We start from the raw sequence: 19,555 nt of genomic DNA on the forward strand, positions 1-19,555 counted from the left end.
CTAACACTTCTTTTCGAAAGAAGAAGAAGTGTTTTTTTATTTTCATATTTTTAAGGAGAAGTTAAACAAAAAGCCCTTCCCAAATTGTCGAACTTGTAATATATTTGTCATAAAGTTGTAATGTAACGTTTTTTAAGAGTCACTCGACAAAAATAAGTGAACGGAGGGGTTTCCTATGCATGAAACCTTTCAAAAAATATATGATTCGTACCATCAAGATTTGTACCAGTTTTTATTTTATATGGTTAAAGATAAAAATCAGGCAGAGGATCTCGTTCAGGAGGTTTACATCCGGGTACTTCACTCATATAAAACTTTTGAAGGAAGAAGCAGCGAGAAAACATGGCTGTTTTCAATTGCGAGGCATGTGGCAATTGATTGGTTTCGCAAACAGCAAACCATTAGACAACGGGTACTCGGCACGTTTGATTGGGATAAGCAGGATGTAAAGGACCCAGACTTGCTCCCAGACGAACTAGCTGTACAGGATGAAAATGTAAAAGAAATCTATGCCGCACTTGATCAGTGCACGATTGATCAACGAGCTGTCATCATTTTAAGATTTATCCAGGGCTACTCAATCATGGAGACGGCAAAGGCGCTAAAGTTCTCGGAAAGCAAAGTCAAAACAACGCAGCACCGAGGCCTGAAAGTGCTCCGAAAACATATGGAGCTTTTGAAGGAGGAGCTAGTGAATGAAAACGAACAGGTCCGATTGGAGCGAAGAACGAATCAAGGTGTTACTAAGTCAGCTTCCAAAGGTGGAGGACAACCGTTCATCTAAGCAGATATACCAGCAGATGCTGATGGCAAGCGGGCAGAAAAAGAAAAGTGCCAAATGGATCGGTCCAGCGGTCGCAACCGTTGTGGTTTTATTTATGGCGTTTTTAATTTCTCCTCATTTATTTCAGCCAGCTGCTCAAGATCATCATCAGCAAATGAAAATGGACTCAAGTGCTGACAAAAGTCAGGTAAACGCCACATTAGAGGCGGTCAAACAGACTAATGGCCCCTCACACGTTGTGTCTCGTAAGCAGCAGCAAAAGTTTATGACCATAGCATACATAGATGATTCGACCTCTCAAGTGGTTCCGATTAGCATTGAAAAAGAGGATGAGTATGATCATTTGCAGGATATGGTGAACACATATGAACAGGTGCAGCTGCCTGAAATGACAAAGCCTCTTCAATCTTATATGGATATGGTGGACCTTCGTGAAAAAGGAGATACACTTGTTTTTCAATTAAAAAGTGATTTGTCCCTTGATACGTTAAAAGAAGCCAGCAGGTTTAAAGATATGGTAAAAGAAACGCTAAAATGGAGCAAATATGAGCAGGTGCAAGTCAAGACAGCCAAAGGTTCTCACCTTCAACTAGGAGCAAATGGAAGCGTTGGAACAATATCGATTGAAAAACAAACAAAGCACGCTTATTATGTTTTAGAGAATAAGAGCGGGACTTTTTTGGTGCCTTCAAAAACGCATTATTCATCGTATGAAGATGCGGTAGAAGCTATGAAGCGTACAAGCGATGCAGGACTTGATCCATTAATTAAAGACGAACCGATTAAAGAAGTGACGTCTAAAGGAAAACATGTGACCATTACGTTTGGAGCATCAGCGCAATTATCGGACTCAAATGATCATATTTTACTCATTGAAGGTCTGCTGCTCTCAGCGAAAGATTTTGGTTTTACAGAGGTCACCATTCAACAGGCGGGAACAGATCAAGTTGGTCCGTATGAATTAGAAGAACCGATAGAGGTGCCGGCTCTGCCGAATCCAGTTGTCATAAAAGACCGTTAAAGGACGCAAGAAATTGCGTTCTTTTTTGATGTATAGAAAATAGCTTCCTTGCTGTATACTAAGCTGTCATAAAAAGAACCTCAAAGAAGGGGAGTCACTAATGAAAAGGTATTGCTTCATATGTGCCAGCTGTTTTTTGATGATCTTTTCGCCTGTTGCTCATGCACAGGAAACAAGCGAATGGGTGGAGCCGATAAAAGGAGAAGTCACAGATTTGTTTGGGACAAGAGGCGGCTCGCACATGGGATTAGATATAGCTGCGCCAGAAGGAGAATCCATCTTTGCTGCAAGTGAAGGTGAGGTCTCGCGTTCGTATGTATCTGCTACTTATGGTGAGGTTGTGTTTATCCAGCATCCAAATGGATATGAAACCGTCTATGCACATTTACACGAGCGGTTTGTTAAAAAGGGTGACCATGTAGAAGCAGGACAGCCGATCGGCATTATCGGCAACACAGGGGCGTCTAGAGGCACTCATTTGCATTTTGAGGTGCACAGGGGGCATTGGTCAGTCAGCAAAGAAGATGCGGTGGATCCACTCACAATCATTGCAATGGATCGCTTCCAAGAGCCGGCCCTACATGTAAACGGACAAGAGAACAATACATATCTCATTAAACAAGGAGATACCCTTTGGTCGATTGCAAAGGCGCATGAGATGACTGTGGAACAATTGAAACAGATCAATGAGCTGACCACTCATCTCATCCGAACGGGAGATCGTTTAATGGTTTCAAAAAAATAAACCTCATGCATGTGCATGAGGTTTATCATGATTTTTTATAGGTCGATCAGACGGACAGAAAGTATATCGTGCACTTCGGTTAATTCTTTGACAATTTCGTCCTCAAGATGCTTGTCGAAAGAAAGCATCATGATGGCTTCGCCGCCTTTTTCTTTACGTCCTACCTGCATTGTCGCAATGTTGACATCGTGGTCGCCTAAAATTTGTCCAACCTTTCCAATTACACCAGGTGCATCAGTATGCTGGATGTAGACAAGGTGTCCATCTGGATAAAAATCAATATTAAATCCATTAATGGAAACAACGCGTTCTCCTAAATGCGGGATATAGGTTGCTTTTAGAGTAAAGGTTGAAAGGTCGCCTTTGACTTCAATAGAAATGCTGTTTTCGTAACCAGATTCACTGGAAGAAATCTTTTCACTAAAGCTAATGCCGCGTTCTTTTGCCACCATTCCAGCATTGACTTCATTTACAGTCGAATCAACACGCTCTTTTAAAAAGCCTGACAGAAGACTTTTTGTAATAAAGGATGTTTCGAGTTTTGAAATAGAGCCTTCGTAAGAGATGCCTACTTCTTTTACAGGTTCTCTCATTGATTGAGAGACAAGACGTCCGAGCTTTCCTGCAAACTGATGATAAGGCTGAATTTTTTTGAACTCGTCTTTTGTCATCGCTGGTAGGTTAATAGATGACATAACAGGGAGTCCTTTTGCAAATTGAAGTACTTCTTCAGATACTTGCGCCGCTACATTTAATTGTGCTTCCTTCGTCGATGCGCCAAGATGCGGAGTCGCAATGACGAGCGGATGGTCTACAAGCGGATTATCAGTAGGAGGTTCTACCTCAAATACATCGAGTGCAGCTCCTGCAACATGGCCGCTTTCAAGCGCTTCAAGAAGGTCACGCTCGTCAATAATACCACCGCGTGCACAGTTCACTAGGCGAACGCCTTTTTTCGTTTTTGCAATTGTTTCTTTATTGAGAAGTCCTCTTGTTTCTTTTGTTAACGGGGTATGTACAGTGATGATATCTGATACTTCGAGTACTTCATCAAGTGACTTGGCATTGACACCGATTTTTTCTGCGCGTTCCTTTGTCAGAAACGGGTCAAATACGTTGACTGTCATGCCAAATGCTCTTGCACGCTGGGCAATTTCGCTTCCGATTCTGCCAAGTCCAACAATCCCAAGAGATTTTCCATAAAGCTCTGCACCAACATAGGCACCTCTGTTCCATTCTTTTGATTTCACAGAAATGTTTGCTTGTGGAATATGACGCATGAGTGAAGAGATCATCGCAAATGTATGCTCAGCTGTGGAGATCGTATTACCGTTTGGTGCATTGATCACAATGACGCCATGCTTGGTTGCTTCATCAATATCAATATTGTCTACTCCCACACCGGCACGGCCGACAATTTTTAATGAAGTCATTTTTTCATAAAGCTCTTTGGTCACTTTCGTCGCACTTCTGACAAGTAAGGCATCAAATGTGTGTAATTCATCTTCTGCTTCTGTTACATTTTTTTGGACAATTTCAACAAAATCTGATTCTAAAAGTGGTAAAAGACCATCATTGCTCATCTTATCTGAGACTAATACTCGAAACATCGTAAGATTTCCTCCTAAAATAAACGTCATAAATATCTGATAATTTACCATATTCCTTTTCGCTGTGTCAATCAAATTAAAGCAGTAAAGCGAAAAAGAAAACACGAACATTTCCTGGTGTCTTTATAAAGAATGGACACCTTTAAACAAAAGATAACCAATTTTTTCGTATTTGTCATTATAATTTTTAAGTTTTTTGCGATTTCTTAAAACTGATGAAATTGCTCAGGATTTTTATCTGTACAAATGCTCATATATCATATATAATGATGTCGAATTGAATAATGATCAATCTTCGGGGCAGGGTGCAATTCCCTACCGGCGGTGATGAGCATAGTCTCTAAGCCCGCGAGCCTTTTTTGGCAGGATTCGGTGTGATTCCGAAGCCGACAGTATAGTCTGGATGGGAGAAGATGGAGGTTCGTAAACGTTGAAAACTTGGTTTTTCACACGTTTATTTGTCTAGCCTAAATTCCCCGCTCCTGTTTTCATGAGCGGTTTTTTTGTGGCTGAAATTGAACAATCCTCTTTTCGAAAGATTTGATCGAAAAGGAGAGAGAATATTGAATCAAAGTAAAGTAAAACGTTTAGTCGTCACCAGTATGCTTAGCAGTATTTCGTTCGTGTTAATTTTATTGGATTTCCCTTTCCCAGGGCTTCCAGCGTATTTGAAAATTGATTTCAGCGATATCCCAGCGATTATTGCGATTTTAATTTATGGGCCAGGTGCAGGAATTGCCGTTGAGGCATTAAAAAATGTTCTGCATTATCTCATTCAAGGCAGTATGTCCGGCGTTCCAGTTGGGCAAGTCGCGAACTTCATTGCAGGCACACTATTCATCTTACCAGTCGCCTTTATGTTCAAAAAAATTAAATCAGCAAAAGGAATGGCTTGGTCAATGATCATGGGTACATTACTTATGACTGTGATGATGAGCATTTTAAATTACTTCTTATTCCTGCCAGCTTACACATGGTTTTTAAACGCACCTGAACTATCAGATCATGCGCTCAAGACGACCATTACAGCAGGGATTTTACCTTTTAACTTTATTAAAGGAATCATCATTACCATCGTATTTAGCTTCATTTTTGTGAAAATGCGTCCATGGTTTGAAAATAAACGCCGACTTCAAAATAGTTAATATAAAAAAAGCCCCTGCATAAGGGGCTTTTATACTATTCATGCTTAAGTGGGTCACCCTCGAAAGATTCGTCCGCAACTTTGATTGAGTCAGTTGGACATCCTTCAAATGCATCAAGCATATCTTCTTCAAGTACTTCTGGAACTTCTACAGTCCCTTGGTTGTCGTCAAGCGTAACAAATGCAATGCCTTCATCATCATAATCATAAATGTCTGGAGCAGCTGCACCGCATGCGCCGCAAGCAATACATGTGTCTTTGTCTACAATTGTATATTTTGCCATGTTAAAAAAATACCTCCCAAATAGTTCGATGGAACACATGGTTTAACCTTTTTAGTTTCACCGATAAAAAACAATTTCCTCAAACCTTATTGTAATGATTTTAAATTCACATTTCAACTGTAAAGTGATTGAGAATGCTTATCACATAAGGGTTTGTTCATAACTTTCCCCCATAAATTGAGTTTAAACATTTCTTCTTGTATGAAATCTGTTAAAATAAAGGGAGAAAATATTCGAATTTTGTCAGGAAGACAGGTGCTTTGATGAATGACTCTTCATTATTTGGATGTCATGTTAATGGACAGCGTATATAAATTGAACGGCGAACGCTCCATTAGTGCTGTCTACCATCTTTTTAAAGGAAAAAAATCATCTCAAACCATACAGGATGCCAGCTTGTTTGAGCTTTCCAGGTACTTCGGCTGTTACCCGGGGTTTACGAGGGATCAGCTGAATCGTTCTGCTTTAAAGCTTGAAGAGAAGCACTATATTAGAAAAACCGATGAGACACTGAGTATCACTGGAGCAGGGCAGCAAATGCTACACCAGCATTTCTCTGAAAAACCGATGCCTGCTTATTTTCATGGTGCCAAATACCACGATAAAGCAAAGATGCTATGGATGAGGCTCTCTTTACTTGTACAAGTGCTTTCTCACCATATGGCTGGATCACATCAATATGTTCCAATACAAAGAGATGTCTCAGTTCAAAGCTGGACGAAATCTTTTTTGAAACAGCATCAGCAGAAAAGCAAGCTTTCAGAAGAGCTGCATCATGAACTAGAAAAACTCCTAATGAACCTAAGTGATCAAGAGGCACTGATTTTTGTTTACTCATTGACCTCACATGAACGAATCGGGCGTACGTATCAGCAAATGGCGGAGTGGATGAAAGAAGATGTGTGGTATGTGTACTTGCTTTTTTGGAATGTACTCCATTATTTTATTCAATCTGCCCAAAAAGGTGAGGCGCCGACTTTGCAGAAGCTCGTAGGTGACCTTGAATTTAAACGCGTGTTAACAACTTCTACTCACAAAACACTTGAGCTTGTCCAAAAAGGATTTGATATTGAACAAATTGCTCACATTCGTTCATTAAAAAAGGCAACGATTGAAGATCATATCGTGGAGCTGTCGATACATGAGCCAAGCTTTTCAATAGATCCCTATGTGAGTATAAAAGAGCAGCGGGAGATCCTTGCTGTAGCCAGAGAGCTGCAAACAAATAAAATGAAGCTAATTAAAGAAAAGCTCGAGCATCCATTTACTTATTTTCAAATACGATTGGCACTGACAAGGATGGTGAAAGCAAATGGATAAGCTTCATCAGACGCTCATGCGATACTTTGGCCACGACACATTTAAAGCAGGTCAAGAGGACATTATTCGAAGTGTACTGCATCAAAAAGATACGGTTGCCATGCTGCCTACGGGTGGAGGAAAGTCACTTTGCTATCAAATTCCCGGTTATATGACAGACGGGCTGGTTCTGATTATTTCGCCGCTTTTATCGCTTATGGAGGACCAAGTCGAACGAATGAAAATGCGCGGAGAAAAACGAGTGGCGGCGCTTAATAGCACATTGTCTTTTCAGGAGAGGCGACATATCATTCGGCATTTGCCATCATATAAATTTCTATTCGTCGCACCTGAGGCATTAATGTCAGAAGTGCTGCTTGAACAGCTCAAATCGATGCGTATTGGTCTGTTTGTCGTCGATGAAGCGCATTGTATATCAGAATGGGGGCATGATTTCCGTCCTGAATATTCGAAGCTCGGAGAATGGAGAGAAGCGTTAGGTCATCCTGTGGCTTTAGCTCTTACAGCTACAGCAACGAAACAAACGCTAAAAGATACTGTGCAAACGCTAAGGTTGCAGCATCCAGACTTTCATATTCATTCCGTCAACCGCCCGAACATTGCCTTAGTCAAAGAAGTGCACGAATCGAAAGAAGCAAAAGAGAAACGGGCCATTGAGCTTGCGGATTTTTTGCAAGGACCAGGCATTATTTATTGCCCAACCCGGCAAATGACAGAAGAGCTTGCTCTCTGTATGAAACAAAAAACCAATCAGCGTGTTGAGTTTTATCATGGCGGAATGGACGCAGGAGATCGTATGCTCATTCAGCAGCAATTTATTAGCGGTCAGCTTGATCTCATTTGCTGTACGAGTGCTTTTGGCATGGGAATTGATAAAGCAAATATCCGGTTTGTCATTCATATGAGCCCTCCGCAATCGATTGAAGCATTTATGCAAGAGATTGGAAGAGCGGGAAGGGACGGGAAAAACAGTGTGAGCATTCTTTTATATACAGAAGAGGATGCAGATATTCAGCTACACTTGATCCAAGCAGAAGGATTTGACGAACCAGAAATTGATTTCTACTTATCACAACTGACTCAAATGCAGACAAATGATGAAAAAAAATTACGTGAACGATTGATGGAAACAGGGCTTCAGGAGACGCGTGCAAGAATGCTGACGCACTATTACATGATGCATGAGTCCGAACAGCGCCCGGCAATTCTGATGAATCTAAAAGAAATATTGCAGGACAGACAAACAGAAAAGCTAAAAAAAGTGTGGCAATTTAAAGAGCGGATCATGGATCATGACTGCTTTAGACAATCTCTGTTATCATATTTTCACGAACAGCTTGATCAAACAGAGCGCGCGTCCTCTGAGCATTGCTGCTCTTCTTGCGGACTGAACCTGTCTGATTATGAAAAAAAAGAACAATCATTGGAGCTGAATGAAATGAAACACTGGAAGACTGTGCTGGATCGTATGTTTCATCTGACAAAAGAGGCGCAGCATTGATTGAACAACATCGCCGAATCATTGAAAAATTAACCGATCGACAAGTCGTAGAACAGCTGTATTTCACGCAGCTGCTCATGCTTATCGTTTCTTTTTTACTAGGCATATTTATGTTCGATCAATGGACGGATTTTACAGCCCTTTGGCAGATTCATGATATGCGCATTCTAACATATGGAATTGGCGGTGCATTGCTCGTCATTATTATAGATGCAATTGTCATGAAGGTGTTTCCTGCTCATATGTATGATGATGGCGGTTTAAATGAAAAGATGTTCAAAAACCGAAGCATTCCGCATATTGTTTGGTTAGCACTTCTCATTGCCTTTTCAGAGGAAATACTATTTCGCGGAATTGTTCAACAGCAATTTGGACTTGAGATTGCCAGCATCGTGTTTGCGCTTCTTCACTTTCGCTATTTATCAAAAATACTCTTGTTTATCCTCGTGGTTTCCATTAGTATTTTTTTAGGACTTTTATACGAGTGGACGGGGAATTTATTTGTTCCTGTCATGACACATTTTGTCATTGACTTAGTCTTTGCTTGTCAAATTCGTTTGAAATATAAGGGGAGGGATGAACATGGAAGAAATGTCGAGAATGCAGAGAAAGAAGGAGCAGCTGACAAACAACCATGACGACAATGTAGAGGAAATTCTTGAAGAAAAAGTACATCCTTCTGATGACTCTCACTTTCCTACACGAGAAGACTTTCATGAATATAAGAAGCAGCGTACGAAAAAAGTGCGCAATCCTTTGTTTACGACATTGGCTATTATCTTTCCTATCATCGTCATCACTGTTTTCTTTCTATTGATCTACTACACTTCAAAGGAAATCAACGATAATAACAATCAGGGTGTATACATTGATAAAACCTCAAGTGCTGACACAGACCCAGTTCCGTCAGCACTAGCCGAAACAAAAAATGACGCAACCGCTGATAAAGCGGATGCGTCTGATGAAGAGAAGAAAAAGAAAGATGAAGAAAAAGAAAAGCAGCGATCAAAAGAAAAAGCAGAGCAAAAGAAAAAAGAAAAAGCTGCTAAAGAGAAAGAAGAGCGTGAAAAAGCCGCAGCTGCGAAAAAGCGTGAACAGCAGCAGCTCGCCCTCCAAAAACAGCAAGAAGAGAAAAAACGAAAAGAAGTCGAAGAGAAAAAGAAGCAGGAAGAAAAGCCAGTTCGTGTCGTCCAGCACACTGTTGGCCCAGAGGAAAACCTGTATCGAATCTCGATGAAATATTACAAAAGCCGATCAGGTGAAGAGAAAATAAAAGCCTACAATCATTTAAATGGGAACAGTGTATACAGTGGTCAAGTACTCAATATTCCATTGGAAAACTAATTACCTGACATGAACGAATGAAAAAGCACATACATATGTAGAAAAAAGGGACAGGGTGTATGTGATGACTTTGCACGCAATCAGCCGCTATATGGATCAGCCGACACAGAAAATGATGGAAACGTTGATCAAAAGAAAGCACAAATATGAGGGCTTTGCCAAGCAGTGTAGAAGGTGGCAATGGACAGCCCTTTTGTCACTGGCGATTCTTTTGTTTTATTTTGTGATAACGGCAAATAAGGGAGGCTCGCTTCAGCCGGAAGCGATGATTGCAACGCTGCTCAGTCATGAGGTCTTTCTATTTTGGATAATGGCTGAGGTGTTTGCTTTTTATGCATCTTATTATTATAAGAAAAAAGAAGAAAAGGCTGAGGATGAATATCATCGCCTTAGATGTGAGATTATACAAAAAAGCACAGACTTATGGCCGCAATCAGACCAGTGGAAAGAGCGTGAAGCGGTTTTTCGCTATATGCAGCAGCAATATGACATTAATCTCTATTATGAAAGTAAATAAATGTGTAAAAAGACGTTTTAATAGTTGAAACGTCTTTTTTCATTCAAGCGTCTTATGAACGACACATATGCAAGGGAGCCATTTATGATGAAATATGCCATCGGATTTACTGCCGCCATTGCGGCTGTTACAACAGGTGTGTGTGTAACGGCAAAAATGGTGAAAACGGCAAAACAAAACAACATCAAAAAGCATTACTTTACAATAGAAGCACTTCAATCAGATCGACCAGCAGTGATTTTCTTTATTTCTGATACACACCGGCGGCTGATTAGTGATTCATTATTAGCTGAGGTCACACAAGAAAAACCGGATGTCATTATGATAGGCGGGGACTTAGCAGAAAAAGGTGTACCCTACGCCAGAATTGAAGAAAATGTGAAACGTTTATCAAGAATTGCGCCCGTTTATTTTGTTTGGGGAAATAATGATCACGAGCTGCACCAGCAAAAGCTTAAAGAGATTCTTCATGCTTACGATGTGACGACCCTGCAAAATGAAACAGCTGTGTGGGGTTTCGAAGGCCAGTCAATCAAAATTGGAGGCATCGATGATATTCGGCTTGAAAAGGCGGATTATGAAGCGATACGACCTGAGTTTGTGAAAGATGACGTAAATATTCTCTTATCACACAACCCAGATGTACATCATTTAATGAGTGAAGATGAGGGGATCGACCTTGTTTTGAGCGGTCATACACATGGAGGTCAGATTCGAATTGGGAAATTTGGTCCGTATGAAAAAGGAAGAACAGGTCAGGTCAAAGGCGCATTTTTTCTCATTAGTAATGGCTATGGAACAACAAAGATTCCAATGCGTCTCGGGGCAGAACCGGAAACGCATCTGATCTATTTAATGCCTGTAAAAACGCGATGACTGGCTGCGCCCTCAATATTTTCCATAAAAGTCACCGTAAGCATAGCTTCATGCTTGTCTTCCGTCTTGACACAGTGTAAACTGAATACAAAATTAAGAACCTATGACTCATCATCTCATATACTACAGTATGATGTGTGTTTAGAAGAGGCAGGAGGGAACGTTATGCGACTGGAGCGTCTGAATTATAATAAAATCAAAATTTTTCTCACACTAGATGACCTGACAGACCGGGGTCTTACGAAAGAAGACCTTTGGAAAGATTCGTTCAAAGTCCATCAGCTGTTTAAAGACATGATGAACGAAGCGAATCAGGAGCTCGGTTTTGAAGCGAGTGGACCGATTGCTGTTGAAGTATTTTCACTTCAGGCGCAGGGGATGGTCGTCATTGTCACAAAGAGTCAGCAGGATGATGCTGATGATGATGAGTTTGATGAAGATTACATTGAGATGCAAGTCAAGCTCGACGAGAGTCATCATGTGCTCTATCAATTTGCCTCGTTTGAAGATGTGATTCAACTGTCCCATAGTTTAAGTCGTATTGGACTTTTAGGGGGTACAGTTTACCATTATGAAGGTCAATATTTTCTCAGCCTAGATGATTTTGAAGAACTATCAGCTGATACCGTCATTTCCATTTTAGCGGAGTTCGGTTCACCTACGACATTAACGATTCATCGGCTAAAAGAATACGGAAAAGTGATCATGCAAGATGATGCAGTGAAAACGATTCAAATGTATTTTTAATCACTTTTTTCTATTATATTTAATACTGTTGTGATGAAACAACAGTATTTTTTTATATCCTTTTTATATTTATAAACGCTGATATTTTATTTTGATAAAAAACGTTTTTTACCTTTGCTTTACCAGTACGAAGGTGTATACTATTGCTTGAAAGGGAGCAGTAGATCATGAAAGATTTCTAGGGGGTTTATTTTAATGGCAGCCGATCAAAACGCCGCTCATAACGCAGAAGATAAGCTAGATGTTTTAAAGTCAACTCAAACCGTCATACATAAAGCGCTAGACAAATTAGGGTATCCGCAAGAAGTGTATGAATTGCTGAAGGAGCCAATTCGTCTATTAACTGTGAAAATTCCAGTACGAATGGATGATGGATCAGTGAAAATTTTCACTGGTTACCGCGCGCAGCACAATGATGCTGTTGGACCGACAAAAGGCGGTATTCGTTTCCACCCGAACGTTACTGAAAAAGAAGTAAAAGCGCTTTCAATTTGGATGAGTTTAAAATGTGGTATTGTGGATCTTCCTTATGGCGGAGGAAAAGGCGGTATTATCTGTGATCCAAGAGAAATGTCATTTAGAGAGCTTGAAAAACTAAGCCGCGGCTATGTTCGCGCAATCAGTCAAATCGTTGGTCCAACAAAAGATGTACCAGCTCCAGATGTGTTTACAAACTCTCAAATTATGGCATGGATGATGGACGAATATTCTAGAATGGATGAATTTAACTCGCCAGGATTTATTACCGGAAAACCAATTGTTCTTGGAGGATCACACGGACGTGATACTGCAACAGCAAAAGGTGTGACGATCTGCATCAAAGAAGCGGCGAAGAAAAAAGGAATTGACATTAACGGGGCACGTGTTGTCGTACAGGGATTCGGAAATGCAGGAAGCTACTTGGCTAAATTCATGTATGATGCCGGAGCGAAAATCGTAGGGATTTCAGATGCTTACGGCGGGTTATACGATGAAGATGGTCTTGATATTGACTACTTGCTTGACAGACGTGACAGCTTTGGAACCGTTACTAAATTATTTAACGATACCATCACAAACCAAGAGCTGCTTGAGCTCGATTGTGATATCTTAGTACCTGCAGCCATTGAGAACCAAATCACTGAAGATAATGCGGCAAACATTAAAGCTAAAATTGTCGTAGAAGCAGCGAATGGTCCAACGACACTTGAAGGAACAAAAATTCTTTCAGATCGTGGAGTACTGCTTGTCCCAGACGTACTTGCGAGTGCGGGTGGTGTAACGGTTTCTTACTTTGAATGGGTGCAGAATAACCAAGGGTTCTACTGGACTGAAGAGGAAGTCGAAACTCGTTTAGAAGATATGATGGTGAAATCATTTAATAATATTTATGAAATGGCGCAAAACCGCCGCATCGATATGCGTCTTGCTGCATATATGGTCGGCGTACGTAAAATGGCTGAAGCTTCTCGATTCAGAGGCTGGATTTAAGCGGCTTATTTGCATCGCGCCCAAAAATCTCCTATCCTTATATAGGAGATTTTTTTATGGAATGGGAACAAATCATCAACAGCTAGCAATTGTTATTGCATTGAAACGACAGGAGTGGAACAAATGAAACAAGAAAAAGCGATCATAATAGGAGGCGGCCCTTGCGGATTATCAGCTGCCATCGCATTCCAGCAAATCGGAATTGATGCACTAGTCATTGAAAAGGGGAATGTCGTTAACAGTATTTATCATTACCCAACACATCAAACCTTTTTCAGTACAAGTGAAAAGCTTGAGATTGGTGATGTCGCTTTTATTACTGAAAATCGCAAGCCCGTTCGTATCCAGGCGCTTTCTTATTACCGAGAAGTAGTCAGACGAAAAAACCTGCGTGTGCATGCCTTTGAAAAAGTAACCGCTGTGACGAAAAAAGATGGCCATTTTACCGTGAGCACATCAAAAGACGACTATTCATGTGATTATGTCGTGATTGCTACTGGCTACTATGACCATCCAAACTATATGAATGTCAAAGGGGAAGACCTTCCACATGTGTATCATTATTTTAAAGAAGGACACCCATACTTTGATAAAGATGTAACGGTGATCGGCGGGAAAAACTCAAGTGTCGATGCTGCGCTAGAACTTGTGAAATGCGGAAGCAGAGTCACTGTACTTTATCGAGGAACTGAATATTCATCTAGCATCAAACCTTGGATTTTGCCAGAGTTTGAAGCACTTGTGCGAAATGGAACGATTCGAATGGAGTTTGGAGCACAGGTGAAGGAAATTACAGAAGAAGAAGTGATTTTTACAAACCAGCAAGAGCAAACGGAGCGAGTGAAAAGTGATTATGTTTTTGCCATGACAGGCTATCATCCAGATCATTCTTTCTTAGAAAAAATGGGTGTGACAATTGATCAAGAATCAGGCCGCCCAGCATTTGATGAACAGACGATGGAGACAAACGTAGAAGGTATTTTCATCGCAGGAGTGATTGCAGCTGGAAATAATGCCAATGAAATTTTCATTGAAAACGGGAGATTTCATGGGGGGCTAATTGCAGAAGAAATTAATAAAAGAATGAACGCATAAAAAAAGAACTGGATCCTTCCAAGGGATTCGGTTCTTTTTGATATAAAATGGGATTATATAGAAGAATATTTTCATAAAAATGGGCTCGAGTCATATAAAAAAAGGGTAAATCATGGTACGATAATGAAGGATAATGTAGGGAAAGAGGTCTGGTTATGATCGCAATCATCTCAGCAGGTTTAGCTCCCGGCATCGCACTTTTAAGTTATTTTTATTTGAAAGATCAGTACGACAATGAGCCGGTACACATGGTCATCAGATCTTTTATGCTAGGTGTTATACTTGTGTTTCCAACCATGTTTATTCAATATGTCCTTCAAGAGGAGCATATCGCAACGAACCCTATCTTGATTTCATTTGTGACGTCGGGCTTCTTAGAGGAATCTTTAAAATGGTTTATTTTAATGGTCAGCGTCTATGCGCATGCCCAATTTGACGAACACTATGATGGGATTGTATATGGAACGAGTGTCTCACTTGGTTTCGCAACACTTGAAAATATTCTTTATTTGGTCGGTCACGGGGTTGAATATGCATTCACCCGTGCTTTATTACCCGTCTCAAGTCATGCTTTATTCGGTGTTGTGATGGGATTTTATATCGGCAAAGCCCGCTTCTCTGATAAAAAGGAGCAGCGCAAATGGCTGATCCTTTCTCTAACGCTTCCTGTGCTTTTTCACGGCCTATATGATTTCATATTGTTAGGAATGAAAAATTGGGGATATATCATGCTGCCATTCATGATTTTTTTATGGTGGTTTGGCCTGCGAAAAGCAAAAAAAGCTCGTTCAGTGAAAATGGTGCAAAATTTAATGTAGAAAACGTCTTATCAGTTGATAGGGCGTTTTTTTGTCTTTTCATCCATTTCTCTACTGTGATGAATGTATAAAAATAGGGATTGGAAGAAATATATATTCAAACATCAAAAGTACAGGAGGATCAAATATGGACAAAGCTCGTTTCGTGAAAAAAATCGTCCTTATCTTCTCAATCGTTCTACTCGCAACATCACTGATGACAACTGAAAAAAGTGAAGCCTTCACCAGTCAAGTCATCCAGCGAGGTGCGACAGGAGAAGATGTAGTCGAGCTGCAAGCACGGCTCCAATACAATGGCTTTTACAATGGCAAAATTGATGGTGTATATGGCTGGGGGACGTACTGGGCCGTTCGCAACTTTCAAAGCCAATATGGTGTAAAGAAGGTCGACGGACTTGTAGGTAAACAAACAAAAAGCCTATTAGTTCAAAAGACAAAATACTATAAAGACTTTGTTCAGCAGCAGCTGCAAAAGGGGAATGAGTTTACCCATTATGGCGGGAAACCTCTTGATCAGCAAACAAAAGCTCCTGCGAAAAGAAGCTCACAAAAAAAGACTGCTCAAGGTGCGAAAGAGAATCAAAAAAGTCAAAGCGGAGCACCTGGAAAGTCTGCGAAACAGTCAGGCAATCAGCAAGCAAATCAAACACCGAAACAAACGGCAGCCAACATGCCAGGTGGTTTTTCTAGTAATGATATTCAGCTCTTATCACAAGCGGTTTATAGTGAAGCAAGGGGCGAGCCGTATGAAGGACAGGTGGCGATCGCTGCCGTCATCTTAAACCGTTTGAACAACCCGACTTTTCCAAATACAATCGCAGGAGTTATTTTTGAACCGCTTGCGTTTACAGCTGTGGCGGATGGTCAATTTTATATGTCACCAAATGAAACTGCAAAAAAGGCTGTGTTTGATGCCATTAACGGCTGGGACCCGTCTGAGAGCGCCGTCTATTACTTTAATCCTGATACAGCAACAAGTCCATGGATTTGGGGAAGACCACAAATTAAACGAATTGGGAAACATATTTTCTGCGAATAGAAAGAGGTGTAAATAAATGATCAGAGGAATATTGATTGCCATTTTAGGAATTGCTGTCATCTCAACAGGTTATTGGGGCTATAAAGAGCATCAAGAAAAAGACGCAGTGCTGCTGCACGCAGAGAACAACTATCAGAGGGCCTTCCACGATTTAACGTACCAAGTGGATCAGCTGCACGACAAACTTGGGGCAACGCTTGCGATGAACAGCCAATCGTCGATTTCACCGGCACTTGCAGATGTATGGAGAATGTCATCAGAAGCACATAACAATGTGAGTCAGCTTCCGCTCACATTAATGCCTTTTAACAAAACGGAAGAATTTTTGGCGAATGTCGGAGACTTTAGCTACAAATCATCAGTTAAATCCTTATCAGATGAACCATTAAACAAAAATACGCACAAAACCATTACGTCCTTATATCAGCAAGCATCTGATATCCAAAACGAACTGAGACAAGTGCAGCACCTCGTCCTCAATAAAAATTTAAAATGGATGGATGTTGAAATGGCACTTGCTGATGGTGACCGAAAAAATGATAACACCATCATTGACGGGTTGAAAACAGTCGAGAGAAATGCAGATGCATTTGCAGATGTCGATCTCGGACCGACAAATGTGTCCACAGAAGCAGAAACACGCGGCTACAATCATTTAAAGGGTAAAAAGATTTCAAAGAAAGAAGCGATACGCATTGCCCAGCAATTCGCACCTGATCATAATCAACATTTTAAGGTGAGAAAAAGCGGAAGCAAAACCAATCGAGATGTGTACAGCTTATCGATGTCAGATCCTGATAGTAAAGCGAATTTCTATTTAGACTTGACTGAAAAAGGAGGACATCCAGTCTACCTTCTTCAAAATCGAGACGTGAAAAAACAGAAAATCAGTTTAAACCAAGCATCAGAAAAAGCACTCAGCTTCTTAAAGAAGCAAGGATTTGATGCTGAGTCATTCCATTTAGATGAAAGTGCGCAATTTGATAATATCGGTGTATTTACCTATGTACCTCTTCAAAAAAATGTACTGCTGTATCCAGATAGTATACGTATGAAGGTCGCATTAGACGATGGTGAAGTGGTTGGATTTTCAGCGAAAGACTATTTAACGAATCATAAAACAAGAGACATCAAAGCACCTAAAATCTCGCAAAAAGAAGCGAAGAAAACGCTCAATCAGCATGTGAAAATCGAAGATACTCATGTAGCGATTGTTCAAAACGATATGTCAGAGGAAGTTTTATGCTATGAGTTCCTAGGAACGATAAAAAATGATACGTACCGAATGTTCATTAATGCGGATACTGGAAAAGAAGAACGAGTAGATAAACTAAAAAACGCAGAACCTATATATAAAGACCTATAAAAAAAGGAAACGAGGAAAAGGCGAATAAGCCTTTTCCTTTTGTTTTATACATGGTTTAATATAGGAGAGGATATGATTTCACAGATGAAAAGAGTGATGAGGAATGTTACAAATAGGGGATGCAATCACAATTGAATATGTCAATGAGAACAAAGAAGTGAAAACTGCAAAATCGAAAGTTTTGGAAAATAATAACGATGATATTTGCATTAATTATCCAGCTGATAAAGAAACGGGACGCACGATCTATTTAAACCAGCAAACAGAAATCACCGTTTTCTTTTTCGATGAAAATCAAATTCCATACAAATGCACAAGCGAAGTCATCGGCAAGAGGAAAGAAGATATTCCGATGATCGTCATTTCCATTCCGCCAAAAGAAGAAATGATTCGGCTTCAGCGTAGAGAATACCTGAGAGTCGATACAATGGTCAAAACCGCGATCACGCAAACGGGTGAAGAATCCTTTGACACGTTTATTGTCAATATGAGTGCTGGCGGCTTAGCAATTGCTGTTCCTGAAGGTGTCTCATTGAAAGAATACGGAGAAGTGATCACAGAGTTTGAACTTCCGCTGAAAGAGCCTGTTAAAATTAAAGCGGTTGCAGAGATGAGCCGAGTTTATCAAGATGAGCAGACTGGCAAAACAAGAGCGATCATGGAGTTTTCTGAGATCACAAATGATCAGCAACAGCACATTATGAAGTACTGCTTCCAGCAGCAGCTTTTAACACGTGTGAAAAAAGCATAAGAATAAAGGATGTTAAAAGCTTCCATACTAGAGGTAATAGAATCTAGCGTGGAGGCTTTTTGTATGAAAACAATGGAAAGATGGTTATTTAAAGCGGTGCTCATTCAGCTTGTCTTATTATTAGCTGTTCAGATCACACTTCATTTGACAAAAGGAGAACTATTTTTGTCAAAAGTCGTGCAATACGAGGGTGTAAATAACATGAGCATTGAAGATTGGATCGAGACGTTTAAGCAGAAGGATTGATAGAAAATTCCCCCGTTTGACCGGTGATCGTGTTACAATTCATAAGGGAGATTCAATCAAGGAGAGGTATTATGAAAAAGAAATTATCTATCGCAATTGACGGTCCTGCAGCAGCAGGAAAAAGCACTGTGGCAAAAATTGTCGCAGCAAAAAAATCATATATTTATATCGATACAGGTGCCATGTACCGCGCGATTACGCTTGCGGCACTTCACCATGGTGTAGATCTCGAAGACGAGCAGGCGCTTGATGCACTACTAAAGAAAACGGTGATTGAACTTGTCTCAACAGGCGAGGGTCAAAAAGTGCATCTAGACAATACCGATGTGACAGAAGAGATTCGCACAGACCGCGTGAGCAACCAAGTATCGGTTGTCGCAAAGCACAGAGCTGTTCGGGAAGAAATGGTCCGCAGGCAGCAAGAGCTTGGTAAAAAAGGCGGTGTCGTGATGGACGGAAGAGACATAGGTACTCACGTTCTTCCAGATGCCGAAGTGAAAATTTTCTTGCTTGCATCTGTAGAAGAAAGAGCAAAACGCCGCTTTGAAGAGAATCAGAAAAAAGGCTACGATGTCAATTACGATCAGCTGGTCGAAGAGATTGCAAGACGTGACAAGCTTGACTCTGAGCGCGAAGTTTCACCGCTTAAGAAAGCGGATGACGCCATTGAGATTGACACAACTTCTCTTACCATTCAAGAGGTAGCAGGTAAAATTTTAGATGCAGCAGACCGTGTGGAGAAACTGTAAGAAATTTTAGAAAACTTTTATAAGTTAGAGGTTTATCTCTTGACAAACAAGGTCTTTTATTAGAAGTTTATACTAATACTATTTTTATTGATCATTCAAGCAATTCTGTTGATTTGAATGTTTCTATA

At 40.5% G+C, this 19,555-nt stretch carries 21 protein-coding genes and 1 riboswitch; of the genes, 19 read left to right on the forward strand and 2 right to left on the reverse strand.

The window, feature by feature from the left end; all coding sequences use genetic code 11:
- Positions 1–175 precede the first annotated feature (175 nt).
- The 3 genes from sigX (at position 176) to MHH40_RS00015 (ending at position 2,550) form a co-directional block, all read left to right on the forward strand.
- The gene (gene sigX / locus MHH40_RS00005) at positions 176–784 is read left to right on the forward strand and encodes an RNA polymerase sigma factor SigX (protein ID WP_003215976.1); all 609 of its coding nucleotides are present in this window, start codon (positions 176–178) and stop codon (positions 782–784) included.
- Positions 696–1,805, forward strand: coding sequence for a hypothetical protein (locus MHH40_RS00010; protein ID WP_050943829.1), 1,110 nt, complete (start codon positions 696–698; stop codon positions 1,803–1,805). Before sigX ends, MHH40_RS00010 begins: the two co-directional genes overlap by 89 nt.
- Before the next feature lie 100 nt (positions 1,806–1,905).
- On the forward strand, positions 1,906–2,550 hold the full coding sequence (locus tag MHH40_RS00015; RefSeq protein ID WP_050943830.1) for a M23 family metallopeptidase: 645 nt from the start codon (positions 1,906–1,908) through the stop codon (positions 2,548–2,550).
- 35 nt (positions 2,551–2,585) lie between these two features.
- Here MHH40_RS00015 and serA read toward each other — a convergent pair whose 3' ends face one another.
- Positions 2,586–4,160 carry a phosphoglycerate dehydrogenase gene (gene serA, locus MHH40_RS00020; RefSeq protein ID WP_012010415.1) on the reverse strand — a complete coding sequence of 525 codons (1,575 nt, stop codon included), beginning with the start codon at positions 4,158–4,160 and terminating at the stop codon, positions 2,586–2,588.
- A 287-nt stretch (positions 4,161–4,447) separates the two neighbouring features.
- A riboswitch (FMN riboswitch) is annotated at positions 4,448–4,579 on the forward strand.
- Positions 4,580–4,723: 144 nt separating this feature from the next.
- Between serA and MHH40_RS00025 the strand changes: the two genes are divergently transcribed.
- A complete protein-coding gene (locus MHH40_RS00025; protein ID WP_012010414.1) occupies positions 4,724–5,305 on the forward strand; it encodes an ECF transporter S component in 582 nt (193 codons plus the stop codon).
- A gap of 34 nt (positions 5,306–5,339) precedes the next feature.
- Here the strand turns inward: MHH40_RS00025 and MHH40_RS00030 are convergent, their stop codons facing one another.
- Positions 5,340–5,588 (reverse strand): ferredoxin, encoded by a 249-nt coding sequence (locus MHH40_RS00030; protein ID WP_003215700.1) that lies wholly within the window; start codon positions 5,586–5,588, stop codon positions 5,340–5,342.
- A gap of 267 nt (positions 5,589–5,855) precedes the next feature.
- Between MHH40_RS00030 and MHH40_RS00035 the strand changes: the two genes are divergently transcribed.
- The 15 genes from MHH40_RS00035 (at position 5,856) to cmk (ending at position 19,427) form a co-directional block, all read left to right on the forward strand.
- Entirely contained in the window at positions 5,856–6,908 is a 1,053-nt protein-coding gene (locus MHH40_RS00035) for a helix-turn-helix domain-containing protein (protein WP_050943831.1), read from the forward strand.
- Positions 6,901–8,409: a RecQ family ATP-dependent DNA helicase gene (locus MHH40_RS00040; protein WP_050943832.1), complete on the forward strand. Its 1,509-nt coding sequence runs from the start codon at positions 6,901–6,903 to the stop codon at positions 8,407–8,409. The genes MHH40_RS00035 and MHH40_RS00040 overlap by 8 nt, the downstream gene beginning before the upstream one ends.
- Positions 8,406–9,047, forward strand: a complete 642-nt coding sequence (locus MHH40_RS00045) for a CPBP family intramembrane glutamic endopeptidase (RefSeq protein WP_050943833.1) — start codon at positions 8,406–8,408, stop codon at positions 9,045–9,047. The genes MHH40_RS00040 and MHH40_RS00045 overlap by 4 nt, the downstream gene beginning before the upstream one ends.
- On the forward strand, positions 8,992–9,753 hold the full coding sequence (locus MHH40_RS00050; protein ID WP_050943834.1) for a LysM peptidoglycan-binding domain-containing protein: 762 nt from the start codon (positions 8,992–8,994) through the stop codon (positions 9,751–9,753). The genes MHH40_RS00045 and MHH40_RS00050 overlap by 56 nt, the downstream gene beginning before the upstream one ends.
- 64 nt (positions 9,754–9,817) lie before the next feature.
- Positions 9,818–10,270 carry a DUF2663 family protein gene (locus MHH40_RS00055; protein ID WP_050943835.1) on the forward strand — a complete coding sequence of 151 codons (453 nt, stop codon included), beginning with the start codon at positions 9,818–9,820 and terminating at the stop codon, positions 10,268–10,270.
- An 87-nt stretch (positions 10,271–10,357) separates the two neighbouring features.
- Complete coding sequence (locus MHH40_RS00060; RefSeq protein WP_212045952.1) at positions 10,358–11,146, forward strand: metallophosphoesterase; 789 nt, start codon at positions 10,358–10,360, stop codon at positions 11,144–11,146.
- A gap of 165 nt (positions 11,147–11,311) precedes the next feature.
- Entirely contained in the window at positions 11,312–11,893 is a 582-nt protein-coding gene (locus MHH40_RS00065) for a genetic competence negative regulator (RefSeq protein ID WP_003215601.1), read from the forward strand.
- Between the two features lie 195 nt (positions 11,894–12,088).
- On the forward strand, positions 12,089–13,363 hold the full coding sequence (locus MHH40_RS00070; protein WP_003215501.1) for a Glu/Leu/Phe/Val family dehydrogenase: 1,275 nt from the start codon (positions 12,089–12,091) through the stop codon (positions 13,361–13,363).
- Positions 13,364–13,486: 123 nt separating this feature from the next.
- On the forward strand, positions 13,487–14,458 hold the full coding sequence (locus MHH40_RS00075; protein WP_003215846.1) for a YpdA family putative bacillithiol disulfide reductase: 972 nt from the start codon (positions 13,487–13,489) through the stop codon (positions 14,456–14,458).
- A gap of 155 nt (positions 14,459–14,613) precedes the next feature.
- Positions 14,614–15,276, forward strand: a complete 663-nt coding sequence (prsW, locus tag MHH40_RS00080; RefSeq protein WP_003215795.1) for a glutamic-type intramembrane protease PrsW — start codon at positions 14,614–14,616, stop codon at positions 15,274–15,276.
- Positions 15,277–15,403: 127 nt separating this feature from the next.
- The gene (gene sleB / locus MHH40_RS00085; protein ID WP_310024774.1) at positions 15,404–16,315 is read left to right on the forward strand and encodes a spore cortex-lytic enzyme; all 912 of its coding nucleotides are present in this window, start codon (positions 15,404–15,406) and stop codon (positions 16,313–16,315) included.
- 16 nt (positions 16,316–16,331) lie between these two features.
- Positions 16,332–17,681: a germination protein YpeB gene (gene ypeB, locus MHH40_RS00090; protein WP_003215550.1), complete on the forward strand. Its 1,350-nt coding sequence runs from the start codon at positions 16,332–16,334 to the stop codon at positions 17,679–17,681.
- Between the two features lie 103 nt (positions 17,682–17,784).
- Positions 17,785–18,432 (forward strand): flagellar brake protein, encoded by a 648-nt coding sequence (locus MHH40_RS00095; RefSeq protein WP_268458326.1) that lies wholly within the window; start codon positions 17,785–17,787, stop codon positions 18,430–18,432.
- Positions 18,433–18,495: 63 nt separating this feature from the next.
- Positions 18,496–18,678 carry a DUF5359 family protein gene (locus tag MHH40_RS00100; RefSeq protein WP_003215744.1) on the forward strand — a complete coding sequence of 61 codons (183 nt, stop codon included), beginning with the start codon at positions 18,496–18,498 and terminating at the stop codon, positions 18,676–18,678.
- A gap of 71 nt (positions 18,679–18,749) precedes the next feature.
- Complete coding sequence (gene cmk / locus MHH40_RS00105; protein WP_335355980.1) at positions 18,750–19,427, forward strand: (d)CMP kinase; 678 nt, start codon at positions 18,750–18,752, stop codon at positions 19,425–19,427.
- Positions 19,428–19,555 lie beyond the last annotated feature (128 nt).

The sequence above is a fragment of the Bacillus sp. FSL K6-2431 genome (assembly GCF_038005165.1).
GTDB lineage: Bacteria > Bacillota > Bacilli > Bacillales > Bacillaceae > Bacillus > Bacillus pumilus.

Bases quoted from the DNA above. Each gene is read 5' to 3' on its own strand.
- sigX (WP_003215976.1), top strand. From the start codon at position 176: ATGCATGAAACCTTTCAAAAAATATATGATTCGTACCATCAAGATTTG.
- MHH40_RS00010 (WP_050943829.1), top strand. From the start codon at position 696: ATGAAAACGAACAGGTCCGATTGGAGCGAAGAACGAATCAAGGTGTTA.
- MHH40_RS00015 (WP_050943830.1), top strand. From the start codon at position 1,906: ATGAAAAGGTATTGCTTCATATGTGCCAGCTGTTTTTTGATGATCTTT.
- serA (WP_012010415.1), bottom strand. From the start codon at position 4,160: ATGTTTCGAGTATTAGTCTCAGATAAGATGAGCAATGATGGTCTTTTA.
- MHH40_RS00030 (WP_003215700.1), bottom strand. From the start codon at position 5,588: ATGGCAAAATATACAATTGTAGACAAAGACACATGTATTGCTTGCGGC.
- MHH40_RS00035 (WP_050943831.1), top strand. From the start codon at position 5,856: ATGACTCTTCATTATTTGGATGTCATGTTAATGGACAGCGTATATAAA.
- MHH40_RS00040 (WP_050943832.1), top strand. From the start codon at position 6,901: ATGGATAAGCTTCATCAGACGCTCATGCGATACTTTGGCCACGACACA.
- MHH40_RS00050 (WP_050943834.1), top strand. From the start codon at position 8,992: ATGGAAGAAATGTCGAGAATGCAGAGAAAGAAGGAGCAGCTGACAAAC.
- MHH40_RS00055 (WP_050943835.1), top strand. From the start codon at position 9,818: ATGACTTTGCACGCAATCAGCCGCTATATGGATCAGCCGACACAGAAA.
- MHH40_RS00060 (WP_212045952.1), top strand. From the start codon at position 10,358: ATGAAATATGCCATCGGATTTACTGCCGCCATTGCGGCTGTTACAACA.
- MHH40_RS00065 (WP_003215601.1), top strand. From the start codon at position 11,312: ATGCGACTGGAGCGTCTGAATTATAATAAAATCAAAATTTTTCTCACA.
- MHH40_RS00070 (WP_003215501.1), top strand. From the start codon at position 12,089: ATGGCAGCCGATCAAAACGCCGCTCATAACGCAGAAGATAAGCTAGAT.
- MHH40_RS00075 (WP_003215846.1), top strand. From the start codon at position 13,487: ATGAAACAAGAAAAAGCGATCATAATAGGAGGCGGCCCTTGCGGATTA.
- prsW (WP_003215795.1), top strand. From the start codon at position 14,614: ATGATCGCAATCATCTCAGCAGGTTTAGCTCCCGGCATCGCACTTTTA.
- sleB (WP_310024774.1), top strand. From the start codon at position 15,404: ATGGACAAAGCTCGTTTCGTGAAAAAAATCGTCCTTATCTTCTCAATC.
- ypeB (WP_003215550.1), top strand. From the start codon at position 16,332: ATGATCAGAGGAATATTGATTGCCATTTTAGGAATTGCTGTCATCTCA.
- MHH40_RS00095 (WP_268458326.1), top strand. From the start codon at position 17,785: ATGTTACAAATAGGGGATGCAATCACAATTGAATATGTCAATGAGAAC.
- MHH40_RS00100 (WP_003215744.1), top strand. From the start codon at position 18,496: ATGAAAACAATGGAAAGATGGTTATTTAAAGCGGTGCTCATTCAGCTT.
- cmk (WP_335355980.1), top strand. From the start codon at position 18,750: ATGAAAAAGAAATTATCTATCGCAATTGACGGTCCTGCAGCAGCAGGA.